Source organism: Pseudomonas sp. HR1, from assembly GCF_030175875.1.
GTDB lineage: Bacteria > Pseudomonadota > Gammaproteobacteria > Pseudomonadales > Pseudomonadaceae > Chryseomonas > Chryseomonas oryzihabitans.
This window is the reverse complement of sequence record NZ_JASNRF010000003.1, coordinates 598655-619968: the sequence shown is the minus strand read 5'-3', so window position 1 is coordinate 619968 and position 21314 is coordinate 598655. Positions and strand designations below refer to the sequence as shown.

General features: G+C 59.9%; 18 protein-coding genes, 2 tRNA genes and 1 pseudogene. 3 read left to right on the top strand and 18 right to left on the bottom strand.

Going from position 1 to position 21314, the window contains the following annotated elements; translation table 11 throughout:
* Positions 1-17 precede the first annotated feature (17 nt).
* The 4 genes from QKY98_RS14270 to QKY98_RS14255 form a co-directional block, all read right to left on the bottom strand.
* Positions 18-1301: an McrC family protein gene (locus QKY98_RS14270; RefSeq protein WP_284671103.1), complete on the bottom strand. Its 1284-nt coding sequence runs from the start codon at positions 1299-1301 to the stop codon at positions 18-20.
* Positions 1298-3370: a DUF8426 domain-containing protein gene (locus tag QKY98_RS14265; protein ID WP_284671187.1), complete on the bottom strand. Its 2073-nt coding sequence runs from the start codon at positions 3368-3370 to the stop codon at positions 1298-1300. The genes QKY98_RS14270 and QKY98_RS14265 overlap by 4 nt, the downstream gene beginning before the upstream one ends.
* A 989-nt stretch (positions 3371-4359) precedes the next feature.
* Positions 4360-5697, bottom strand: a complete 1338-nt coding sequence (locus QKY98_RS14260; protein WP_284671102.1) for a restriction endonuclease subunit S — start codon at positions 5695-5697, stop codon at positions 4360-4362.
* The gene (locus QKY98_RS14255; protein WP_284671101.1) at positions 5687-7654 is read right to left on the bottom strand and encodes a class I SAM-dependent DNA methyltransferase; all 1968 of its coding nucleotides are present in this window, start codon (positions 7652-7654) and stop codon (positions 5687-5689) included. The genes QKY98_RS14260 and QKY98_RS14255 overlap by 11 nt, the downstream gene beginning before the upstream one ends.
* A 361-nt stretch (positions 7655-8015) precedes the next feature.
* On the opposite strand from QKY98_RS14255, the pseudogene QKY98_RS24020 reads away from it, so the two are divergent.
* Positions 8016-8168: pseudogene (locus tag QKY98_RS24020) on the top strand (DUF932 domain-containing protein); the annotation flags it as partial.
* A 184-nt stretch (positions 8169-8352) separates the two neighbouring features.
* On the opposite strand, the gene QKY98_RS14245 reads toward QKY98_RS24020, so the two are convergent.
* The 10 genes from QKY98_RS14245 to QKY98_RS14200 all read right to left on the bottom strand — a co-directional run bounded on the left by QKY98_RS14245 (position 8353) and on the right by QKY98_RS14200 (position 16242).
* Positions 8353-8429: transfer RNA gene (locus tag QKY98_RS14245), tRNA-Pro, on the bottom strand.
* A gap of 64 nt (positions 8430-8493) precedes the next feature.
* Positions 8494-8853, bottom strand: coding sequence for a MerR family transcriptional regulator (locus QKY98_RS14240; RefSeq protein ID WP_007159195.1), 360 nt, complete (start codon positions 8851-8853; stop codon positions 8494-8496).
* Positions 8834-9136, bottom strand: a complete 303-nt coding sequence (ihfA, locus tag QKY98_RS14235) for an integration host factor subunit alpha (protein WP_007159196.1) — start codon at positions 9134-9136, stop codon at positions 8834-8836. The genes QKY98_RS14240 and ihfA overlap by 20 nt, the downstream gene beginning before the upstream one ends.
* A gap of 3 nt (positions 9137-9139) precedes the next feature.
* Positions 9140-11518: a phenylalanine--tRNA ligase subunit beta gene (gene pheT, locus QKY98_RS14230; protein WP_284671100.1), complete on the bottom strand. Its 2379-nt coding sequence runs from the start codon at positions 11516-11518 to the stop codon at positions 9140-9142.
* Between the two features lie 18 nt (positions 11519-11536).
* Complete coding sequence (gene pheS / locus QKY98_RS14225) at positions 11537-12538, bottom strand: phenylalanine--tRNA ligase subunit alpha (RefSeq protein WP_007159198.1); 1002 nt, start codon at positions 12536-12538, stop codon at positions 11537-11539.
* A gap of 96 nt (positions 12539-12634) precedes the next feature.
* On the bottom strand, positions 12635-12991 hold the full coding sequence (gene rplT / locus QKY98_RS14220; protein ID WP_007159199.1) for a 50S ribosomal protein L20: 357 nt from the start codon (positions 12989-12991) through the stop codon (positions 12635-12637).
* Positions 12992-13021: 30 nt separating this feature from the next.
* Positions 13022-13216 (bottom strand): 50S ribosomal protein L35, encoded by a 195-nt coding sequence (gene rpmI / locus QKY98_RS14215; protein WP_007159200.1) that lies wholly within the window; start codon positions 13214-13216, stop codon positions 13022-13024.
* 61 nt (positions 13217-13277) lie between these two features.
* Positions 13278-13811 carry a translation initiation factor IF-3 gene (gene infC / locus QKY98_RS14210; RefSeq protein ID WP_007159201.1) on the bottom strand — a complete coding sequence of 178 codons (534 nt, stop codon included), beginning with the start codon at positions 13809-13811 and terminating at the stop codon, positions 13278-13280.
* A gap of 20 nt (positions 13812-13831) precedes the next feature.
* Positions 13832-15754: a threonine--tRNA ligase gene (gene thrS, locus QKY98_RS14205; protein ID WP_027596901.1), complete on the bottom strand. Its 1923-nt coding sequence runs from the start codon at positions 15752-15754 to the stop codon at positions 13832-13834.
* A gap of 206 nt (positions 15755-15960) precedes the next feature.
* On the bottom strand, positions 15961-16242 hold the full coding sequence (locus QKY98_RS14200; protein WP_284671099.1) for a hypothetical protein: 282 nt from the start codon (positions 16240-16242) through the stop codon (positions 15961-15963).
* 407 nt (positions 16243-16649) lie between these two features.
* Between QKY98_RS14200 and QKY98_RS14195 the strand changes: the two genes are divergently transcribed.
* A complete protein-coding gene (locus QKY98_RS14195; protein WP_284671098.1) occupies positions 16650-17357 on the top strand; it encodes a YfdX family protein in 708 nt (235 codons plus the stop codon).
* A gap of 565 nt (positions 17358-17922) precedes the next feature.
* Complete coding sequence (locus QKY98_RS14190) at positions 17923-19092, top strand: MFS transporter (RefSeq protein WP_284671097.1); 1170 nt, start codon at positions 17923-17925, stop codon at positions 19090-19092.
* Between the two features lie 159 nt (positions 19093-19251).
* Here QKY98_RS14190 and QKY98_RS14185 read toward each other — a convergent pair.
* From QKY98_RS14185 to QKY98_RS14170, 4 genes are all read right to left on the bottom strand, one after another.
* Positions 19252-19328 (bottom strand) — tRNA-Val (locus QKY98_RS14185).
* Positions 19329-19417: 89 nt separating this feature from the next.
* A complete protein-coding gene (locus tag QKY98_RS14180; protein ID WP_027596904.1) occupies positions 19418-19930 on the bottom strand; it encodes a DUF2937 family protein in 513 nt (170 codons plus the stop codon).
* Positions 19931-19948: 18 nt separating this feature from the next.
* A complete protein-coding gene (locus QKY98_RS14175) occupies positions 19949-20722 on the bottom strand; it encodes a class II glutamine amidotransferase (RefSeq protein ID WP_027596905.1) in 774 nt (257 codons plus the stop codon).
* A gap of 98 nt (positions 20723-20820) precedes the next feature.
* Positions 20821-21294: a hypothetical protein gene (locus QKY98_RS14170; RefSeq protein WP_027602713.1), complete on the bottom strand. Its 474-nt coding sequence runs from the start codon at positions 21292-21294 to the stop codon at positions 20821-20823.
* Positions 21295-21314: the final 20 nt, after the last annotated feature.

Sequence of the window (21314 nt, the reverse complement as noted above, 5' to 3'; positions counted from 1 at the left end):
TTGGAGCGGCAGGCAGCCTAGGAAACCGTCCGCAAAGGAATCATCGCTATATCGGCATCAACAATCCGATCTTTAGATAAATCGAAGGGCAGCACCCACAGGCTCACCCCTGCGCCAAAATCGAAGGCTGGCAGCGACGCTGGTAATCCAGCCCAACAAGGGTAAATCAGCACCAACTTAGGCACCTCGGCCTCCCTACGGTACTTATGCCCGTAGGCGAACAACTGATAGAGGTCGCTTTGACTGAGCTGGTAATTCTTATCGCGCTGGCTAGCCTGCAACCGCTTCCATTTGGTATCGAGTATCCAGCGTTGCTCAGGGGTATCGATTAGCAGATCTGGCTTCAGGCGGAACATCTTGCCGACGCTGTCTTGGCACAGGTGTTGGCTGGCCGCTTGCGGTTTCAGTTTTGCATCCGGCAGCAACTGGCTACGCAGCCTCGTTTCGACGTAGCGCTCGAACAACTTCTCCATGGGAAAGAGCATGCTCAAACCCTGGGCCAGACCAGCGACGGCAATAGGCATCTGCTGATTGAGGATCAGCTCGCACCATGGCTTCACCGCTTGGTAGTGGGCCATCAAACGATCGCGGCTCCAGACACGCAGATCGACCTCTACGTGACGGCTACTCGGCACCTCGGTTAGCAGCGTGCGCAGCTCATTAGCTAAACGCCAGTTGGCCGCGTCCTGAGTCGTCTTTGCCACCTGCTCCAGCGCCAACTTTAGCAGGCGGTTTTCCGCTCGATTCGAGAGAAATACGTCATGGCGGATCTGAAAGTGATGTTGGCGGCCTGGAGGCTGACGCATCTGCGCGACCACATTGAGCTGGCCCCGCAGAAAGCGCTGCTCTTCCTCGACGCGCTGATAGTCGAAACGCACGCCGCGTTTGACTAACAGATCCAACTCACTCAGGAACTGCTCCATCACCCACTCAGTGAGCGGCGCATCAAACAGCTCCAGTCCCGTCACCGAAACCTGCCGAGGCTTCAATGACAGCGCGGCCTGAATCATCTTGCGCAGCAAGGCACGGCCCTGTTTGACGCAATCGCCTTGCTCAAAGTGCTTGGGCAAGATTTCCAGACGCGTGCCGCAAGGCGTTTCCAGCACGCCGACGTAACTGTCCCACTTTAACGACTGCCGCCCTTCCACCTGCAGCAGCGTGGCGCCGCTGCGGTTGAAGCTGGCGCTTAATTTACAGAGCCAGTCAAAAGCACTGGCTGAGACTTGCGCCATATCCAGCGACGGCTCGACCGACTTAGTGGTGAGCTGGGCGTACTCGCGAATGGTCACAAGCGTTTTCACTCATTACCGCTCCCGAACTGATCGATCAAGCGCCGCCCAAGAGCACGAGTGTTGAGCCGGCCGCCATTACTGTTAGACGTGTCAATGCCAAGGCTAGCCGCCAGATTACGCAGAAGAGGTTTGGTAGGTTGCTGCAATATTTCCCCACGCCAAACCTCTATTGACCCCGTCGAGAGTTCGCGCAAAAGCAAATCGCCGTGGGATGCACTGCGCTTTACACCCACCTCTACGGTCTGAAGCTGGTGATCAACGATCCCCATATATGACTCCAACCGCTCAAATGCCTCGTCATTCAAGCACCAGGTATACCGGTCCAGACTCTGGCCGACATCCTGGCCAAACAACAGCTCAACGTTGCCCGCTTTCCGGTTAACAAATTGATTGATCAGCGGCTTGCGGTGGTCATTGAGTACCCACTGTATACGCTCCCAATCCTCAAAAAAGTATTCCTGTAAAAGCGGCAGTATCTGGTTGCGGAAAATGTGCTCAAGACGCTCAAACGAGTTGTCGTCTCTCAAAGGCATAAAGTAGGCATGCCCGAGGCAATGGTCGCGATCCAGCAGCAGCTCGATGCGCTGATTCATCACTTGGAGCAGCTGGCCGATACGAACCCCCTCTACCTGCACGTTATCTAGAAGGTCGGGCTTCGGTGGCATCTCGCGAAAAGTAAAACGTCGGCGTAGCGCGATATCCAACCCGGCCAGGGAGCGATCGGCGGTGTTCATTGTGCCGATCAGGTAGACATTCTTCGGGACGCTGAACGGCTGTTTGGAATACGGCAGCACCACCGATAGAGCCTCTTCGGCCCCGGCTCGTTTGGATGGCTCGATGAGGGTGATGAGCTCTCCGAAAATGCGCGAAATGTTGCCGCGGTTGATCTCGTCGATGATGAGCACACGCGTATTTGCTGTTGTTGTCTTAGCCTGTGGCTTCAGCAGTTGCTCGACCATCGCCGCAAACAGGCTTTGGTAGCCATTGACGATGTACTTCTCGAGCTCAGCCTCTGCCACCTTCTGGAAGATACGGCCCTGACGGATATCCTCTACGTCCAGCTGGCCGCTCTGCACATACTCCAATAGCTGGCAAACCAAGCTCAGCGGCAACGGCAAAACACCGCCCTTAGGTTTATCTAATTCAACCACCTCGGGGCTGATCGAACGCACCACATAGCCCTGGCCAAAACGTTGGCCGACGTGAAACAACGCCCCATCTTCGATCGTTTTCGTCCCCAGCAGCCCCTGTAATTTCTCCCGGTTCAGCGTGGGGCTACGCAGCTCGTAGAGCGTCATCTGGCTGAACTGGCCGTTCAATAGTTCACTATGGGGCAACGACGGGCTGTATTGACGCAGCCATTTAACTGGCCGCATTTGCGAATAGTGCGGATCATGCTCGGGATGGATTCTGAAGGCATAGTCGCCGGAGACTTCGCCTATAGCGCGGAACTTAAAATTGCCGTCACTCACCACCACCAGGTCACCCGGCTTCATTTTGGTAACGAACGCCGTAACGCTAGTGACGCTGTAATCGTAAGGGCCATCCGGATTCACGCCGGCATCGACGAAACGGCGCTGCACATCGCCACGACTCTTACAGCCGGTGAAATCGATACCACCACCGTAACCCAGCAGCATATAGCCGCCCTGTACACACTCTTCGTAAATGCCAGCGTCGCTCCCCTGAGTATTGCCTAGCGACATCTTCCAGATTCTGCGTTTACCGAGATCTACAGGCGCTTCCGCCTGCTGGGTAACTTTGGCAGCTGCGGCTTCGCATAGACTTTTGAAAACCCCATCGACCACCTCGTAGCGCAACTGGCCGCTGTCGCCGTCGCTCTCGGCCCGCAGCCCCTCAACGAAATCCTCGTAACTGAAGCTTTGATGGAACGTGACAAAACGGATGCGCTCTTGCTGCACCAGCTCGTCGAAGCGAAGCTTCAAAGCTGTACGATCCTGCCGATATGTTTGCAGGTAAGTGCCATCGAGGACCTCCAGCGCGGCCTCGACGGTGGCGTAGGTTTTACCGGTACCCGGCGGACCAAAAAGGATTTGATTAAGCGGCGCACTGGTCATCGGTGGCGTTCCGGTTTGGGTTTCGGGTTGAGTGAGTTGGTCAGCGGAGTCATTGCCTATATACAGGCTAAGCAACGACTGAAAGGCGTCTTCGTCCGGCACGGTTACGTACAAAGCCGGGCGGCCCATCCAAAGGCGAGGCGCGTTAGCCTGCAGGCCGCTGTGGCGGGTACGCTCAGGGGAGTAAGGCTCAATGGCCTTCATGAAGGGCTCGGTGTTGGCCAACCATTCTCCCAGCTCCATAAAGAGCGCAGGCTTAGGTCCAGGTTCGACGGCTAGCTGGCGTCCGTCATGGGTCTGATAGCCCGCCATCCTCGCCGCGGCCGATTTAACCGGGCTGACGTGCTCGGATGCGTCCAGCAGCTCCTTGATGCGCTGACCTGACCAACGCTGTGCCGCGAGCTGCATCAGCTCATCTGCAAAGGCCCATAGCGAACGCTCACCACGCTGCGCCATCAGGTCTCGGTTGAGCGCCGAGGTGCTTCGTGAAGCCGCTTCCCCCACAGCAGCACGAAGCACCTCTTTTGAGTAAATCGGCAGCAAACAGGGGTTTTCACGATCCTGATAGAGAAACGCCACCTTACGCATCAAGGCGCCAGGTTGTCGGATAAGCGCATCTAACCGCTCGAGCTGGCCGGTGCGCCCTGCTTCAGCTGCTTCGAGTAGTCCGCTTTTAAGGCTGGCGAACGCCTCTTGGGCACTTGAGCCAAGCATGTTTAACCAAACGTACTGATCGTCGTAGCTGTTGTACGCATTACCAAGCCTTGCTTGCCCATGGCCATGAGGACGGATGCCCATGCTGAGCGGGCCTTCCTTGAAGTCCCCCAAAGCTGCTGTGTCTTCGAGCAGCCAATGCGACAGCATTTTCTCGGACCCAATCGCGCAATATTGCTCAAGGGTAAGCCGCTGTAGTGCTGAAATATCCCACTGGGTGAGATAGCGATTCCATTGCTCTTCACGAAGATCGCTCATGCCTCAGCCCCCACTAGCTAAGCTTCAGCTTCCGGCAGGCGCAGCTGACCGGAGATTAGGCGGGGTAAGAGGGTGTCGCGGAGTTGGGTGAGGGTTTGGGTTTGAACCTCATTGGACTTGATTGCCGCGAAAATTGGCTCACAAAGATCGGCGAAAACTTCAAGCAACTCATTACTAGGTAAGTAAATTAAATGTTGTTCTAGCGCATCTCTTGGCAACGCTAGCACTGTGGTTCCAGTTGCATAACCAACTGCTCGCTCTCGAAATGATGAATGCAAGAAACAAAAAAATAGAAAGGGCTTTATTCCCTCGCCATACTGTTTATTGGTCACCACTTTAAAGACATGATGAGAGACAAACCCAGGACCCATTCCGTCAGGGATCAAAAGCGGCCTCCCTAAAATGGCTCGATGCTGGGTCATATCAGTATTGGCAATGATCAAGTCGCCAGCCTTCACACAATGCTTATCTTTGAAATCCCCTGTGTACCGCTTTACCTTTTCAAAGGCATACACCCTCGGAGCGTTAAAGCAACCAAGGTTAAACATATACGCACCTTGTTCATCTGAAAGGCCATTACCTTTGTAGGAACACCCTTTCTGAAAGGTGCAAAGCTGGCCAAGCCTTACCTCAGCCCACCCCTTCGGCACCAACCCCAGCTCAGACTCTTCGAAGCTATCGGGGAACAGGGCGGCGGTAGTGGCGTCCATGCCTTCGGGCTGGTGACCTTCGGCCTTGGCGCGCACGGGGTCGAAATCGACAAACCAGGATTTGAATAGTGCCTGGGCGATGGCTTCCAGGGTGGCGTTGGTTTGGCGTAGCAAGGTGATGCGGTCGTCGAGGGCACCTAGGAAAGCAGCAATGGCTTCCTGAGTACCCAACGAAGGTACAGCGACTGGTGTTTTGCGAAGGATGCCAAGATTGGTATGTGGCACACCTGTTTGAATCGCAGAATTAAGAATGTAGCGAAGCTGAGTATCTGATCTAAACAAGTAATAAATAAACTGTGCGTTAGCCTTGTCTGGATCAACCGTGATCTTCATCTGGCTCTGGGAAACGATGTACTCAGGATAGGAGGATGGAGGAACAATCGAAACCTGGCCCAATGTTCCCCTCTGGGTGAATATCACATCCCCAGGCCGCGCTTTGTTTTGCTCTAGCTGACGCCCTTTTTCAGGCGAAACAAATACAAAATCGCCCGATACCCATTTACCCCCCATATTCTGCCCGCGAATTACGGGCACGCCCTGTTCAACATAGTCTTTAGATACAAGGTTTGAACCAAATGGTCCGCCTACAATTGCATTCCTTATAGGTGCAGCTAGGTCTTCCAGCAGCAGACTTTCAAAACTCATAACCCAGCCCCCCCAGCTTGTGCCGGATCAACTGATCGAGTTGATAGCCCTTCCCCATCTGCTCCCCAAGCTGCTTAGTCAACCGCTGCATTTTGTCGGCAAAGGCTTCATCGTCATCCTCCACTTCCTCAGCACCGACATAGCGGCCCGGCGTCAACACATAGCCGTGCTCGGCGATTTCCGCCAGTTTTACGCTGCGGCAGAAGCCCGGGGTGTCGGCGTAGTCGCCAATCTCGCCGCCTACATCTAGCGGCTCGCCGCGCCAGTTGGCTACTGTTTGTGCGATACGTTCGATGTCGCGGTCGAGCAGCTCGATCTGAACGCGGCTAACGCTAGTACCGAGTTTGCGTGCGTCAATAAACAGCACTTCGCCTTTACGGGAGCGACCTTCACCCCCAGCTCCTCTCCCAGAGGTGGAAGGGAGAGATTTGTCTTTGGCTAGGAACCACAGGCAGGCGGGGATCTGCGTGTTGAAGAACAGCTGACCGGGCAGCGCGACCATCACCTCCACCACGTCGGCCTCAACCATGGCTTTGCGGATATCACCTTCGCTGTACTGACTAGAGCTCATGGAGCCGTTGGCCAGCACGATGCCGGCGCGGCCATTGGGCTTGAGGTGATAGTGCATGTGCTGCAGCCAGGCGTAGTTGGCGTTGCCTTGCGGTGGTGTGCCGTAGACCCAGCGCGGGTCACCTTCCAGGCTGCCGTGCCACCAGTCGCTGACGTTAAACGGCGGGTTGGCCAGCACAAAGTCGGCGCGCAGGTCGCTGTGCTGGTTGCGGATAAAGGTATCCGCCGGCTCCTTGCCAAGGTTGAAGTCGATACCACGAATGGCCAGGTTCATCGCCGCCAGGCGCCAGGTGGTGGGATTGGATTCCTGGCCGTAGATGGATACGTCGCCCAGCTTGCCACCGTGGGCTTCGATGAATTTCTCCGACTGCACGAACATGCCGCCCGAACCACAGCAGGGGTCGTAGACCTTGCCGTGGTGCGGATTTAGTACCGCGACCAGGGTTTTCACGATGCTGGCCGGCGTATAGAACTGGCCGCCCTTCTTGCCTTCGGCGCTGGCGAACTGGCCAAGGAAGTATTCGTAAACCTGGCCGAGAAGGTCGCGGGCTTTGTTGGCGTCGTCACCGAAGCCGATGGTGGAGATCAGGTCCACCAGCTCGCCGAGCTTGCCGTCCGGCAACTGGGCGCGGGCGTAGCGCTTGTCGAGGATGTTTTTCAGCTTAGGGTTTTCCGCCTCGATGGCGGCCAGTGCCTCGTCGATGCGCTTGCCGATATCTACGTGCTTGGCGGCGGCGCGGATCGACTCCCAGCGTGCCACTTCCGGGACCCAGAACACGTTGACCTCGCGGTAGTAATCGCGGTCCTCCAGCTCAGCAGCGAGCAATTCGGAATCACCGCCGCCCAGGTAGTAGTCGTCGTTCTCGTTAGCGAACTTGGCTTCCAGCTCGGCGCGGCGACCGGCGAAGCTATCGGAGATGTACTTGAGGAAGATCAGCCCGAGCACGATGTGCTTGTACTCGGCAGCGTCCATATTGGCGCGCAGTTTGTCAGCCGTGGCCCAAAGGGTTTTCTCCATGGCCTCGATGCTGGTGGCAGGCTGCACTTTGGTCGCCTTGCCCCTTTTCACTGCTGCCGCTGCCTCAACTACATATTCGCCTGAAACATCTGCCACAACTGTCGCCTCGAAGCGCTGACGAACCTTATCAAGGGTTTGCTCGGCCGGGCTTACACCTGCTACATACGCACGCAGTACCGAACCACCTCGGCCACGGCCCTTCACCAATACGCCCTGCTTGATCAGGGCATCGCGCTCCGCCCAGAATTGCTCCTCGGTCAACTCGGAGAACTGGTCGCGCAATTGCTCGAACAGTGATTGGTTACCGATGCTGCCCTCGGCAGGCACGGCGGCAAGCAGAGCCTGAGGTAACAGGGCCAGATCTGTCATGCATAACTCCTCATGCGAGCCCTATGGAGTGGGCGCGCCGATATTTAAATGGTGATGGCGAAAAGGCTTTGAGGTGACCGAGGACAACATTAAAGCGTACAGACCGAGCGGGCGGACGCCATTCTTGGAGGCTTGGCCGGTGGTGCCGTGGGTAGCCTGGCCGGCGCCCGGCTCGGCGAGGAGATCGATGCACGGGTGCTCAACAACTTCGAATGCACGCCTGCGGCCATGTGTTTTCCAACCCAGACAGCTAACGCCTCTGCTGCGACACGACGTACCCAGCACCTTCCCTTTTACTCTAATTCCTGTGCTCGGTGCTGTTGAGCCGAGCGTAGCCAGCCTTGCTGGCAAGGAGATCCTAATGGATCATCTCATCAAGCAAATGACTTGTGTCGGAGCCACCCCCAGGCATGGCCTCGACAGTCGACTTACGCTAAAACAACCCCTGCATATCTGGCAACGTGAAGCCGGCATGGCCTGGCAGATTCTCGAAAGCCCGGTGCATTTCAAATCACTTGCAAGCAAGGAACGCTCCTGCCAGCTCAGCTCACACAAAGCCTCACCCACCCATCCCTCCTCAAGGGTGGTAACCAGCGCAAAACACCAGCGGGGCAAAAAGTGGGCAAAGTTTGTAGAAGCTCAAAAACCATCAGGCATAAAAAACCCGGCCACCTTTCAGTGACCGGGTTTTTAAGATTTGGTCGGGACGGAGTGATTCGAACACTCGACCCCTTGCACCCCATGCAAGTGCGCTACCAGGCTGCGCTACGCCCCGACTGTGTTCCTCTAGGGAACGGCGTGCATCTTACTGCAACGCTTTGATTAATGGAAGCTTTTTTTCACTTCTTCAGTACGACGAGGACTTCTTCGAGTTCGCTGATCATCTGGCGGATGAGCTGGTGGTACTGCGAACCCTCGTCGCGGGTCTCGTCGCCCTGGGTGAGACGCTGGCGCGCCCCGCCGATGGTGAAGCCTTCGTTGTACAGCAGGGAGCGGATCTGGCGGATCATCAGCACGTCGTGGCGCTGGTAGTAGCGCCGGTTGCCGCGGCGCTTCACCGGGTTCAGCTGGGGAAATTCCTGCTCCCAGTAGCGCAGCACGTGCGGTTTTACCAGGCAAAGGTCGCTCACCTCACCGATGGTGAAGTAGCGCTTGCCCGGTATGACCGGCAGCTCGTCGTTATGACTTGGTTCCAGCATAGGCCTCGACCCTGGCTTTGAGTTTCTGCCCGGGGCGGAAGGTCACCACACGGCGCGCCGTGATGGGTATTTCCTCCCCTGTCTTGGGATTGCGTCCGGGGCGCTGGCGCTTGTCGCGCAGGTCGAAGTTGCCGAAACCGGACAACTTGACCTGCTCGTTGCTTTCGAGCGCATGACGAATTTCTTCGAAGAACAGTTCGACCAATTCCTTGGCTTCACGTTTGTTCAGACCGAGCTCTTCAAACAGACGTTCGGCCATCTCAGCTTTCGTCAGGGCCCCCATGCGCTATTTCCTTAAGGTGGCGTTGAACCTTCTTTCCAGAGAAACGAGGATTTTCTGCGTCGTTTCGTTGACTTCTTCATCGGTTAATGTGCGCGATGGATGTTGCAAGGTCAAGCCGATGGCGACGCTTTTTCTATGTGGATCAATGCCTTTGCCTTGGTAGACGTCGAACAGACGCAGCTCCTTGAGGCCTTCTCCGGCGTTCTCGCGGATGTCAGCCAGGAGGTCGCCTGCGGCTACGGTTTCGTCCACCACCAGCGCCAGGTCACGACGCACTTCCGGGAAGCGCGACAGCTCGCCAAAGCGCGGCAGGCTGCCAGTGGTCAGGGCATCCAAGGCCAGCTCGAAGAGGAACACCGGACGATCCACGTCCAGTTCGCGCGCCACGTCCGGATGCAGGGCGCCCAGGTAGCCGACCGGCTGCCCTGCCCTTTCGATCAGTGCGGTCTGCCCCGGGTGCAACGCCGGATGCTCACCCGCCACGAAGCGGAAGTCAGTACCCGCACCCGACTGAGCCAGCAGCGCTTCGACATCGGATTTGATGTCGAAGAAGTCCACCGCCTCACGCCCGGACGACCAGCTTTCCGGCAGACGCGAGCCGCAGACGGCGCCAGCCAGGACGTTTTCCTGCACCAGGCCTTCCAGCTGACCGACGAATCTCAGCCCCGACTCGAACAGCCGGACGCGGTCCTGCTGACGGTTGAGGTTGTACTGCACGGCCTTGACCAGACCCGGCCACAGCGACGAGCGCATGGCGGCCATGTCGGTAGAGATGGGATTGGCGAGCATCACCAGCTGGGCCTCAGGGGCGAACAGACGGAAGGTCTTTTCGTCGATGAAGCTGTAGGTGATGGCTTCCTGGTAACCACGGGCCACCAGCAGGCGACGTAGCTGGCTCAGCTCGCCCTTGCTCTCGGGCAGGGGTTGCGGGGCCAGTCGGGCCTGGGGGAAACGGATCGGCAACTGGTTGTAGCCATACAGGCGCGCCAGCTCTTCGATCAGGTCCACTTCGATGCTGATGTCGAAACGGTGGCTGGGTACGCCCACCTGCCAACGACCGGCTTCCAGGCGGGTCACGGCCAGACCCAGGCCGCTGAGCAGACGCTCGACCTGGGCATCGTCCAGGGTCAGACCCAGAACGCGCTCGATGCGCTCGGCGCGCAGCAGGATCGGCTCGACCTGCGGCAGATGCTCGGCACTGACCGCCTCGATCACCGGACCCGGCTCACCGCCGACGATATCCAGCAGCAGGCGAGTCGCCCGCTCCATGGCCTTGCGTGCCAGCTCGAAGTCCACGCCCCGCTCGAAGCGGTGGGAGGAATCGGTGTGCAGGCCATAGGAACGGGCCTTGCCGGCCACGGCGATTGTGTCGAAGAAGGCGCTTTCCAGGAACAGGTCACGGGTACCGGCGGCGACACCACTGTGCTCGCCTCCCATGACGCCGGCGATGGCCAGGGCGCGTTCATGGTCGGCGATCACCAGGGTGTCGTTGCGCAGTTCGATGTCCTGGCCATCCAGCAGCACCAGGCGCTCACCGGCATCGGCCAGGCGTACGCGGATGCCGCCCTTGATCTGGTCAAGATCGAAGGCATGCATGGGCTGACCCAGCTCGAGCATCACGTAGTTGGTGACGTCGACGGCGGCGTCGATGCTGCGCACGCCGCTGCGGCGCAGGCGCTCGACCATCCAGTCCGGCGTGGGACGGGACAGGTCGACATTCTTGACCACACGACCCAGGTAGCGCGGGCAGGCCTGGGGGGCCAGCACCTCGACCGGACGGGTCTCCTGGTGCGTAGCCGCTACGGCCTCGACCTGCAGCGGCTCGACCGCGGCGTTGTACAGGGCACCCACTTCCCGCGCCAGACCGGCGATGGACAGGCAGTCGCCACGGTTGGGCGTCAGGTCGACGTCGATGATGGCGTCGTCCAACTGCAGGTAGCTGCGGATGTTCTCGCCCACCGGTGCGCCGGCGGGCAGTTCCAGCAGGCCGCTGTTGTCATCGCTGATCTGCAGTTCGCTGGCCGAGCAGAGCATGCCGTGGGATTCCACGCCGCGCAGCTTGGCCTTCTTGATGGTGAAGTCACCAGGCAGCGTGGCGCCGACGGTGGCGAAAGGCACCTTCAGGCCCGTACGCACATTGGGCGCGCCACAGACCACCTGGAAGGATTCCTGACCGTTGCTCACCTGGCAAACGTTGAGCTTGTCGGCATCGGGATGGCGCTCGACGGAGACCACCTCGCCGACGATGACGCCCTGGAAGCTACCGGCCGCCGCTTCGACGCCGTCCACTTCCAGGCCGGCCATGGACAGCCGGGCAACCAGATCCTCGTGCGTAGCCGCAGGGTTCACCCAGCTACGCAGCCATTGTTCACTGAATTTCATAGGACTCCCGTCTGGCAGCTAGCGGAATTGCGCCAGGAAGCGCAGATCGTTGTCGAAGAAGAGGCGCAGGTCGTTGACCCCGTAGCGCAGCATGGCCAGGCGCTCGGCGCCCATGCCGAAGGCGAAGCCCTGGTACTTCTCCGGATCGATGCCGGCCATGCGCAGGACGTTGGGGTGGACCATGCCGCAGCCCAGCACCTCGAGCCAGCGCGAAGCCGGTTCGCCATCGCGACTCGGGCGGCGAATATCCACCTCGGCCGACGGCTCGGTGAAGGGGAAGTAGGAGGGACGGAAGCGCACTTCCAGCTCTTCCTCGAAGAATTCGCGCAGGAAGGTCACCAGGGTGCTCTTGAGATCGGCGAAGCTGACTTCCTCGTCGATCACCAGGCCTTCGACCTGATGGAACATCGGCGAGTGGGTCTGATCGCTGTCGCAGCGATAGACACGACCCGGGCAGATGATGCGGATCGGCGGCTGCTGGCTCTCCATGGTACGGATCTGCACCGGCGAAGTGTGGGTGCGCAGCAGCATGTTGGCGTTGAAGTAGAAGGTGTCGTGCATCGCCCGCGCCGGGTGGTGGCCGGGGATGTTGAGCGCTTCGAAGTTATGGTAGTCGTCTTCGATCTCGGGACCGGTGGCGACGCCATAGCCGATGTTGGCGAACAGACGCTCGATACGCTCCAGGGTGCGGGTGACCGGGTGCAGGCCACCGGAGGCCTGGCCCCGCCCGGGCAGGGTTACGTCGATGCGTTCCGCGGCGAGGCGAGCGGCCAATGCGGCCTGCTCCAGCGTCGCCTTGCGGCTGTTGATTGCGTCCTGGACACGTTCCTTGGCGGCGTTGATCAGCGCGCCAGCCTGGGGACGCTCCTCAGCGGTGAGGTGGCCCAGGGTCTTCATGATCTGGGTCAGTTCACCCTTCTTGCCCAGGTAATTGACCCGGAGCTGTTCCAGGGCATTGGTGTCTTCGGTGAGCCGCACGGCCTCCAGGGCTTGGGAGACCAGCGCATCCAGGTTTTCCATCTAGGGACTCCAGATACAAAATAGGGGAAGAGCTATGAGGCTCTTCCCCTATTGATAACGTTGCTTCGCGCCAGGGGCGCGAGATTGCCGGGGGGCTTAAGCCAGCGAAGCTTTAGCTTTCTCGACAATCGCAGCAAACGCCGCTTTTTCGTTCACGGCCAGATCGGCCAGTACCTTACGGTCGATCTCGATGGCCGCTTTCTTCAGGCCGGCGATCAGACGGCTGTAGGACAGACCGTTGATACGAGCACCAGCGTTGATACGAGCGATCCACAGAGCGCGGAACTGACGCTTCTTCTGACGGCGGTCACGGTAGGCGTATTGGCCTGCCTTGATTACCGCTTGCTTAGCGACGCGGAAGACGCGCGAACGGGCACCGTAGTAGCCTTTGGCGAGCTTCAGGATTTTCTTGTGACGGCGACGAGCGATGACGCCACGCTTAACACGAGCCATGAGTAACTTCCTCTAGATTCTTGACCAGGATTAACGAAGGCGCAGCATGCGCTCGACCTTTTGGACGTCGGATGCATGCATCAGCGACGTACCGCGCAGCTGACGCTTACGCTTGGTGGTCATCTTGGTCAGAATGTGGCTCTTGAAAGCGTGCTTGTGCTTGATGCCACCAGCAGTTTTCACGAAGCGCTTCGCAGCGCCGCTTTTGGTTTTCATCTTTGGCATGTTCGGATACTCCGCATTGAGTGATTACGCATAACCGCAAGGCCTGCCAGTGCCCTGGTGGTTACTTTTTCTTCTTGGGGGCGATGACCATGATGAGTTGGCGTCCTTCCATCTTAGGATGCTGCTCAACGGCGCCATGTTCGGCGAGGTCAGCTTCGACCCGCTTCAACAGCTCCATGCCCAGCTCCTGGTGGGCCATCTCCCGGCCGCGGAATCTCAACGAGACCTTGGCCTTGTCCCCCTCGGTTAGGAAACGTACCAGGTTGCGTAGTTTTACCTGGTAATCCCCTTCTTCCGTCCCTGGACGAAACTTGATTTCTTTGACCTGAGCCTGCTTCTGGTTCTTCTTCGCCGCCGCGACTTGCTTCTTCTTCTCGAAGACGTGCTTGCCGTAGTCCATGATCCGGCAGACCGGGGGTACGGCGTCGGCGGTGATTTCCACCAGATCCAGCTTGGCGTCTTCAGCAGCCTGCAGGGCCTCCTGGATGGAGACGATGCCTACTTGCTGACCATCGGCGCCAATAAGGCGAACTTCCCGGGCGGTGATATTTTCGTTGATCGGTGCCCGGGGGGCGGCTCGCTTGTCTTGTCTCATGTCACGCTGCTTGATAGTGATTACTCCGAATCTTGCCGGCCACGCCGGGAAACCGCTTGCGTGAGCAGCTCGCGGAAACGCTCGATGGGCATGGAGCCCAGATCAACGCCTTCACGGGTACGCACGGCAACGGATCGTGTCTCAACCTCCCGGTCTCCAATGACCAGGAGATAGGGAACCTTGAGCAAAGTATGCTCGCGGATTTTAAAGCCGATCTTCTCGTTTCTCAAGTCGGCTTTGGCCCGGAAGCCCTCAGCGTTCAATTCGCCGACGACCTGCTGGGCAAAATCGGCCTGCTTGTCGGTGATATTGAGCACCACCGCCTGGGTCGGGGCGAGCCAGGCCGGGAACAGACCGGCATAGTGCTCGATGAGCATGCCGATGAAGCGCTCGAAGGAGCCGAGGATGGCGCGGTGCAGCATTACCGGACGCTGACGGCTGTTGTCCTCGGAGATGTAGCTGGCGTCGAGGCGCTCCGGCAGGTTCGGATCGTACTGCAGGGTACCGCACTGCCAGTTACGACCCAGGCAGTCCTTGAGGGTGAACTCGATCTTCGGCCCGTAGAAGGCGCCCTCGCCCGGCTGGTATTCCCACTCCAGACCCGAGGCATCCAGCGCATCGGCCAGAGCCTTCTCGGCGCGATCCCACAGCTCTTCGGAGCCGACGCGCTTGGCCGGGCGCGTGGAGAGCTTCATGATCACGTCGGTGAAACCGAAGTCGGCATAGACCTGCAGGGTCAGCTTGATGAAATCGGCCGCTTCCTTCTCCACCTGCTCTTCGGTACAGAAGATATGGGCGTCGTCCTGGGTGAAGCCACGCACGCGCATGATGCCGTGCAGGGCGCCGGACGGCTCGTTGCGGTGGCAGGCACCGAATTCGGCCAGGCGCAGCGGCAGGTCGCGGTAGGACTTCAGCCCCTGGTTGAACACCTGCACGTGGCAGGGGCAGTTCATGGGCTTGACCGCGAAGTCGCGGTTTTCCGAGGCCGTGGTGAACATGTTCTCGGCGTAGTTGGACCAGTGCCCCGAACGTTCCCAGAGGATGCGATCAACCACCTGGGGCGTCTTGATCTCCTGGTAGCCGTGCTCGCGCTGGACCTTGCGCATGTACTGCTCGAGCACCTGGTAGACGGTCCAGCCGTTGGCGTGCCAGAACACCATGCCGGGCGCTTCTTCCTGCAAGTGGAAGAGATCCAGCTGCTTGCCGATGCGGCGGTGGTCGCGCTTCTCGGCTTCCTCGATGCGCTGGATGTAGGCCGCCAGCTGCTTCTTGTCCGCCCAGGCGGTGCCATAGATGCGCTGCAGCTGCTCGTTCTTGGCGTCGCCACGCCAGTAGGCGCCGGACAGCTTGGTCAGCTTGAACGCCTTGAGGAAGCGGGTGTTGGGCACGTGCGGGCCCCGGCACATGTCGACGTATTCCTCGTGGTAGTACAGGCCCATGGCCTGCTCCTCGGGCATGTCGTCGATCAGGCGCAGCTTGTACTCCTCACCCCGGGCCTTGAACACCTCGATGACCTCGGCGCGCGGCGTCATCTTCTTGATGACGTCGTAGTCCTTGTCGATCAGCTCGCGCATCCGCGTCTCGATGGCCGAGAGGTCATCCAGGGTAAAGGGACGCTCGAAGGAGATGTCGTAGTAGAAGCCTTCGTCGATCACCGGACCAATGACCATCTTGGCGGTCGGGAACAGCTGCTTGACCGCATGACCCACCAGGTGGGCGCAGGAGTGGCGGATGATCTCCAGGCCGTCCTCGTCCTTCGCGGTGATGATCTGCAGGTTGGCATCCTGCTCGATGAGATCGCTGGCATCGCGCAGCTGGCCATCGACGCGACCGGCGATGGTGGCCTTGGCGAGACCGGCACCAATGGACTGGGCGACTTCGGCTACGGTGACGGGCTTGTCGAATGGACGTTGGCTACCGTCGGGGAGAGTAATGACAGGCATGGCGCCTCCTCAACTCAGTGGTGACCCATACCAAGGGCCACATGGTGGGATTGGCCAGTAAGCAGCCGCACCGCTGGAAATCCCGCCGCACAGTGGCAGGGCCGCAAGGCATTCCGGGCGACGCGAAAGGATCACTGGAAAGTTTGGGACGGAAATCCTTTCAGAAACTGAGACCTGGCGCAACCTCGAGAGGAACAGTCGCCGGCTCAACGGGCCGCGCCGGGGTACTTCTTGAGGAACTGCTTCTGCATTTCCTGGCAATTTTCCATGAGCGCCTGGCGATCGGCCGGCGAGGTTTCCGGGGCATTGGCCCGCGCCAGGCACTGATCGATGGCCTGCTGCTCGTTGGCCCGATTGGCCGGCGTCGCATTGTGGCGATAGACATAGATGATGGAGCCGAAGACCACGACCGCGAACAGGATCGATAGCAGGATCAATCCCAGGCAGCCGCCTTTACCGATCTGCCGCCCTTCACCACCCTGCGTCATCACTCTCTCCTCGCGGTAACGGACCCCTGCTCGCGCCTTGGCGAAGCAACGAAGCCCCAAGAAAAATCGTCCGCCAGTCTACGTGAAAACCCATGGCATCACGACCGAGGCACGCGGTCACACCCTCCCGAGCAATCGGCAGAACCTTTATTCGCACTTCCGGAAAGTTCTAACGCGCAAACCAGACTCACGCCCGACCCGATCAATTCCGCCCTTCAATCAAGGCGCGGAAAGATCACGCGTAGTTAGCTGCGCCAACTTGTTCAGCGACTATTCAAGAAAAGCCCCGCACCTATTAATCCAGTGTTAAGCGATACGGCGGAGTATCGATTCCAGGCACTGCAGAACCTGGTTCTGGTACCTGAGCGATAGCCTTATTTCAATTGCATATCCGCTGGAGGCAGCAAATGAACGTCAAGAATAAACTGGCAAAGAGCATGCTTGTCGTCGCCATCGTAGCCGCCTGCTCATCTGCGGCCATCGCCGCGAACCAAGCCCCCTCGGCAAACGAACTGGGTAGCTTCCAGGCCCTGTCCACCCAGGGACAACGGGCCTTTACCGACATCTCCGCCGCACGCCTGGAACTCTTCCAGGGGCAAACGAAGCAGGCGGTTTCCCATGTCAAGGACGCCCAGCAGGCACTCAAACTTGCGCAATCGGACAATACCGCGCTGAAAAAAGCCGCGAGCGAATTGCAGGTCAAGGATAATCAAGGCAAGGCCGATACCAGCACTACCATAACGTCCTGGCTACCCATCTGGGGCGATACCGTAGTACAGGACAGTTACATGGCCAGCCCGCAAAAAGTTAAGGCGGTGGCCGATGCCAATAACAAACTCAAGCATGGCGACGCCAAGGGTGCTGCAGACACCCTGCGCCTGGCCGATGTGGATATCGACACGGCCATCGCCCTGGCACCGCTCAAGCAGACCATGACGGACGTCGACCAGGCGGCCAAGCAATTGGCCAGCGACAAGTTCTATGAGGCCAACCTGACGCTCAAGCAGGTTCAGGATGGTGTGCGCTACGCCTCGACGGCCCTGGACTTCACGGCGAACAAGCATGGGCTGCAGCCGGCAGGCTCCTTCACCGAAACCGTTACCCCGAGCAGCTGATGGTTTGGCAGGGGCAACAGGGCGATCGCAGGGTCGCCCTGTTAAACGACCCGACACCCAGCAAGTCCGCCTCGATCCCAGCGCGGAGCAGGCAAACACGAAAGGGGCGGTCTCTCGGATCGCCCCTTTCCATTACCCGCCACCGATGCGGATGTTGTTACCTGGTCCAGCTGACCCAAACCCTACCCCTCCCGCACGGGCCTCGGCGAGACCTGTCCACAGCCGCTGACGCATGAACTTCAAGGTGCCGGACATGGATTGCCGCTGCAGGAGAGGCCGTCGGCGTGCGACTGCACCTGAGCCTGTCGCCATGCTGAGACTCCGCCCGCCCACGGATTCGCACAGGCTTCCACCCCCTCCCCGCAGGCAGAGCTACCCGGTCCTGCCGAGATACCTCGATGCCAGCCAGTCTCTAACCCACCCGGATCAGGCACGGCCTTCGCGCGCCGCAGATACAGCCGTGATATGCACGATTGTGCGTATTCTTGCTTAATCATGCATGATCAGCTAACACTGGTGTGAGGTGTGATCACCCCTACCGTCATTTTTCTCCGGAGCCTCTCCAATGCAACATGTGCAACTCGCCGCCCAAGAGCCTTCGGGAGCGATCGAGCAATGGGCGACCCGCGCTGGCTTCCTCATTGCGGGTTCTGCCATGGCCGCCTGGGCACCCCTGGTGCCCGTCGCCAAGGCGAGGATCGGCGCCGATAATTCGACGCTTGGCCTTCTCCTGCTTTGCCTGGGCCTGGGATCCATTGTCGCGATGCCCATCGTCGGCATTCTCGCCAGCCGCTTCGGATGCCGCGCGGTGATCGCGACCAGCTCGGTGGCACTTGCCCTGGTGCTGCCGCTGCTTGCCGTCGCCGATTCGATCTTCGGCATGGCCATAGCCCTGGCCTTGTTCGGGGCAAGCGTTGGCGCGCTAGACGTCGCGATCAACATTCAGGCTGTGATGGTCGAGAAGGACAGTGGTCGCAACATGATGTCCGGCTTCCACGGCCTGTTCAGTGTCGGCGGGATCGTCGGCGCCGGCGGCATGAGCGTTCTGCTGGGGGCTGGAATCCAACCGCTGGTGGCGACCCTGGTGTTCAGCGCGCTGCTGATCGTGCTACTCGCGGCCTCGATCAAGGGTCTGCTGCCCTACGGCAATCATGACGCCGGACATACCCCGTTGTTTACGCTGCCGCGCGGGATCGTCGCCTTCATCGGCTTGCTCTGTTTTCTGATCTTTCTCGGCGAAGGCGCGATCTTGGACTGGAGCGCCCTGTTCCTGATCGATACGCATGGCGTCGACCGGGCGCAGGCCGGCTTCGGTTACACGGTATTTGCCTTGGCGATGACCATTGGCCGCCTGACCGGCGACTGGATCGTTAAGACGTTGGGCGGCCTGAAAGTGGTCGTAGGCGGCGGCCTGCTTGCCGCGGCAGGCTTCCTGATGGCGGTCCTGGCACCCACCCAGCCCTTTGCCTTCGCAGGCTTTCTGCTGGTTGGCCTCGGGGCTTCCAACATCGTCCCCGTGCTCTTCAGTGCCGCCGGACGGCAGACCCGGATGCCTGCAAGCCATGCCATTGCAGCGATCACCACCATCGGGTATGCCGGCATTCTCATCGGTCCGGCCGCGATCGGCTTCGTCGCGCAGCACTGGAGCCTGAGTGCAGCGCTGCTACTGGTGGGTGGCGGGATGGCGTTCGTTGCACTCACCTGGCCGATGACCGCCCGGCAGCGAGACGCCTAGCGCCTCGCCTTCGCCGAGGCAAAGGCCAGGGCCGAGCAGTATGTCGCCGGGACCCATCTGAAGCCCTCACCGCTGCCACCCCCAATAAAACCCCAAACGAAAAAAGGCGACCCTTTCGGATCGCCTTTTTTCTTACCCGCCAGCAGTGCGGGTTTTGTTTGGTAGGCACGATTGGATTCGAACCAACGACCCCCACCATGTCAAGGTGGTGCTCTAACCAACTGAGCTACGTGCCTGCTGTGGGTGCGCATTCTACAGCGCGGGACTTTAGCGTCAAGCCCTTTTTTCAGCTAAACGCCTGAAAACGTGAAATTTTTTTTGAAGGCTAGGAAACCCGCCGGGCCGGACGCCGCGGATAGAGCAGGATTGAAAGCCAGAGCGCGAGGGTTTCCACCGTTATCGCCAGGGCCAAGCCCAGCCCTATCCCCCAGCCGATGGCTTCGGGGGTAAGCACTACCTGATAGCGATACTGCTGCAGGGTCTCGTCGCGCAGTTCGCTGTTGGGCCGTACCAGGATGTGCCAGGCCCGCTGGTACCAGGGACCCTGCAGCGCCTGCCACTCTTCGTTGAACAGCGCATTACGGCGCAGCAGTACGCCGAGGCTGTCGGCGTCGCTGCGAAAGACCGGATCCTCGCTGGCCCGGTAATGCGCCAGCAAGCCGTCGAGATTGCCTTCGAAGTACTGCTGCGCGGTCCGTCTGAAGCCGCTCAGGGCCTGATCGGATTCGAGGCGATGGGCATCCACGCGCTGCTCGTAGTCGAGCATGAAGCCGGGGATCTGCACCCCTACCAGCAAGGCCAGGGTGAACAACAGCAGACGAATATAACTGCGCAGCATCGTGTAGTGGCTTCCTGTCTAGACGCGGCCCTGGGAGACGATCTCGCCATCCCACCAGAGATGCCATTCCCCGGGCTGGTGCAGGGTCCAGACCTCGTCGGAGGTCAGCGGCTCGGTGGCGATGATGGTGACGACGTCATTGGGCGTGGTCTCGGCCTTGAAATCGATATGGACTTCCGCATCACGCAACTGGGCCGGACCGAAGGGGGCGCGGCGGGTGATATGGGCCAGCTTGGTGGTGCAGAAGCTGAACAGCCAGTCGCCGTCGCTGAGCAGGCAATTGAAGACGCCCTTCTTGCGAAAGCCGTCGCAGGCATTCACCAGCTGCGGCAACAGCATCTCCACCGGGACGGGTTCGGGAAAGCGCTCGCGGACCTGGTCCAGCAGGCTGCAAAAGGCCGTCTCGCTATCGGTATCGCCCACCGGCCGGTAGAAACGCGGCTCGGGATGGAAATCCTGCAACTGGCCGTTATGGGCAAAGCTCCAGTAGCGGCCGCCCAGTTCCCGTACGAAGGGGTGGGTATTGGCCAGATTGACCGACCCGACGTTGGCGTGACGGATATGGCCGATCACCGTGTGGCTCTTGATCGGGTAGCCCTGGACCAGCTTGGCCACCTCGGAATCGGCGCCTGGCAGGGCATCCTTGAACAGGTGCAGGCCCCTGCCCTCGTAGAAGGCCACGCCCCAGCCGTCCCGATGCGGACCGGTACGACCGCCCCGCTGCATGAGGCCCTGGAGACTGAAGACCAGATCCGTGGGCACGTTGGCACTCATGCCCAGCAATTCGCACATGTCCGTCCCTCCGGGGTGGCTGCCTGGTTCAACGGCGGCTGCAGCCGCTGCCCTTCGCAATCATGCTGAAGGGGTCACGTCCTGGGCGCAAGCCTGGATTACAGACGGGGTTCGACGCGCTCGCTGCGACCCCGGGGTTCGCGGCGCTCGACTGGGGTTGCCGGGGTCCGTGGGGTCATCGGCGATTCCGGTTGCGGATCATCCGTCGGCCCTTCGGCGACGACCGGCGCGGGACGCGGATGGGAGCGGCGGTACAGCCAGCGACAGAGGACGAAGATCAGGTAGAGCACCACGCCGATGGTGCCGGCAGCCGCCAGGTTGGCCACCGCCGACCAAGCACTGTTGCCCACCTTGAACACCAGGTCCAGCACCGTCACGGCGATGGCCGGGGCATAGAGGCCATGCTCGGCGTCCACCAGGGCCGGCGTCACCAGCAGCACGGCCACCACCAGCCGGATGGGTTCGCGCAGCCAGCGCCAGAGCCAGCCGGTGGCCTTGAAAGACACCACCAACAACAGCAGCGCGGCGATGGCGTAGACGGCCCAGGCGATCAGGTACTCTTGCTCGGTCATTGCGATCCATGGCGATAGCG